At 41.5% G+C, this 2,001-nt stretch carries 3 protein-coding genes; all 3 read right to left on the reverse strand.

Annotated elements, in window-relative coordinates:
• Positions 1 to 76 precede the first annotated feature (76 nt).
• A complete protein-coding gene (locus PUQ60_RS11410; RefSeq protein WP_173884960.1) occupies positions 77 to 547 on the reverse strand; it encodes a GNAT family N-acetyltransferase in 471 nt (156 codons plus the stop codon).
• A gap of 361 nt (positions 548 to 908) precedes the next feature.
• Entirely contained in the window at positions 909 to 1,421 is a 513-nt protein-coding gene (gene thiW, locus PUQ60_RS11415; RefSeq protein ID WP_022113245.1) for an energy coupling factor transporter S component ThiW, read from the reverse strand.
• Positions 1,422 to 1,491: 70 nt separating this feature from the next.
• A partial coding sequence (locus PUQ60_RS11420) for a cytosine permease (protein ID WP_273483025.1) occupies positions 1,492 to 2,001 on the reverse strand: 510 nt, incomplete at its 5' end.

Below are 2,001 nucleotides of genomic sequence, written 5' to 3' on the forward strand. Positions count from 1 at the left end.
ACACTTTCTTTTCCAGCGTCAATTATTTCATCTTTAATCTCCTGCAAACACATATGAATCTCCCATTTTTCATTTTCTACAATATATATTCCATCTGTCTCTCTTTGGTTTTTAATCCCATTTTTTCATAGAATTTTTCCGCGGAGGTATTTCCTGCCCAGACATTTAATGTCACTTCATAACAGCCTAACCGTTTCGCCTCGCCCTTTACATATTCAAACAGGCTCTCACCTACATGCTGTCCTCTGATTTTTGCATCGACGCACAGATCATCGATAAAAAGCGATGTAAACGGCACCATATTATTGGAGAATGGCTGCTGTTTCAACTGGCAGAAAGCATATCCTAAGCATACGTCATTCTCATCTGCAGCTACATAAACAGGCTTTGTATCATCTTTTAACATTTCTTTCAGTTCATCCTCTGTGTACTTTGTCGTCCCCGGAATAAAAATATCCGGTCTTATATCTGCATGGATTTGAAGCACCTGCTCTAATAATTCAATCAGTCTTGGGATATCTTTTTCGTTTGCTCTTCGAATATTCATTTCACTTGCCTCCATATTTTTCATTATATCTGTAGTTTGAGTTTCAGGAATTTATTTTGATCCCCGCTTCCATTTATACATTTTCAGACACTGCGGATGCTCAAAATACTCCTGATCAAAGATCCATGCAATGTCAGTTTCCGATAATTCTTCTGCCTTAAATCTCCGATATTTGCTGTTCAGCTATACACTTCCCACTATCTGGGCGTGTTCGGGACTTGCACCCGTTAGAGTGCGCCCATGGCGCGCAAACTAAAAAAGGCTCCGCCAACAATAGCAGAGCCTCCGACATTTTCTTTAAAAACCCACGGTATCCAGCCGGATCGTGGTAAATGATAATCCAAAATTTTTGATTTCTATCTTACTCTTCTAAACTTTCCTTCATTCTGCCAAGCATACCTGATTTTTTCAACGGCAGTGTAATAATAATGGCAATGATCGTTCCTCCACAGGTGCTGATCAGAAACGGAACAACAAATGTGAATAACGCCGCTGCTTTATTACCCATGACAAGATATGCCACCGGATAAGAGAGCATTCCACCAATAATTCCAGTTCCAACTACTTCGCCAATATAGGCAAATGGAAGTTTTTTCCCATACTTATAGAGAAGTCCGCCAAGTAATGCACCACACATGCTTCCCGGGAATGCCAGAGGGCTTCCCAGTCCTAACAGATTACGGATCAGCGCCGCAATAAATGCCTGTGCCAGTGCCCACCACGGTCCTACGGTAACTGCGCATAAAATATTTACCAGATGCTGTACCGGTGCACATTTTGAACCGAATACCGGGAAGGAAAATAAACTTCCCACCACCGCTACTGCTGCTAAGATTGCTGTAACTGTCAATTTCTTTAAATTAAATTTTTTCATTTTGTCCTCTTTTCCCAGAATCTGCCACATACCACATTCTAAAAAAAGAATGATAAGACTGCAACAGTTCCTATTTTGATTTTACTGCCCCTGCAGCTTTTTCCACAATCAGGCAGAGAATGACTGTGACCACCATATCCGGCAGCGTATTTCCAACCGGCGTATCCACCTGCATCAATATGCGGTAAATCACAAATCCGGCAAGCCATACGATCAGATTACGCCACTGAAATGCAGATTTTCCGGCATCTGCTTTCTTTAAAATGAAGTAATCTGCGATCTGCACTGCGATCATCGGAGCAAAAACAGAACCGATCAGATATAAAAAGTTTGTAATGTTATCCATCGGATAAACGATTGCTGCGACAGTTCCAATCACAGTAACAACAATTGCCGCCCATTTTTCCTGAATCTTTGAGGAAATGGAAACACTAGAAACTCCTGCGGAATAGGCATCCAGGAAGGTTGTTGTAACCGTGGAAAATACAATAATGAGAAGTCCGACAACGCCGAAACCGGTTTTTAACATAATCTGCGCAATGTCATATTCACCGGTAAAAATAGCCGCTCCCATACCGAT

This window comes from Clostridium sp. AF02-29, from assembly GCF_934835585.1.
GTDB classification, from domain to species: Bacteria; Bacillota; Clostridia; order Lachnospirales; family Lachnospiraceae; genus Otoolea; species Otoolea fessa.

Coding starts and splice junctions, on each gene's coding strand:
- PUQ60_RS11410 (WP_173884960.1), bottom strand. CDS start 547: ATGAATATTCGAAGAGCAAACGAAAAAGATATCCCAAGACTGATTGAA.
- thiW (WP_022113245.1), bottom strand. CDS start 1,421: ATGAAAAAATTTAATTTAAAGAAATTGACAGTTACAGCAATCTTAGCA.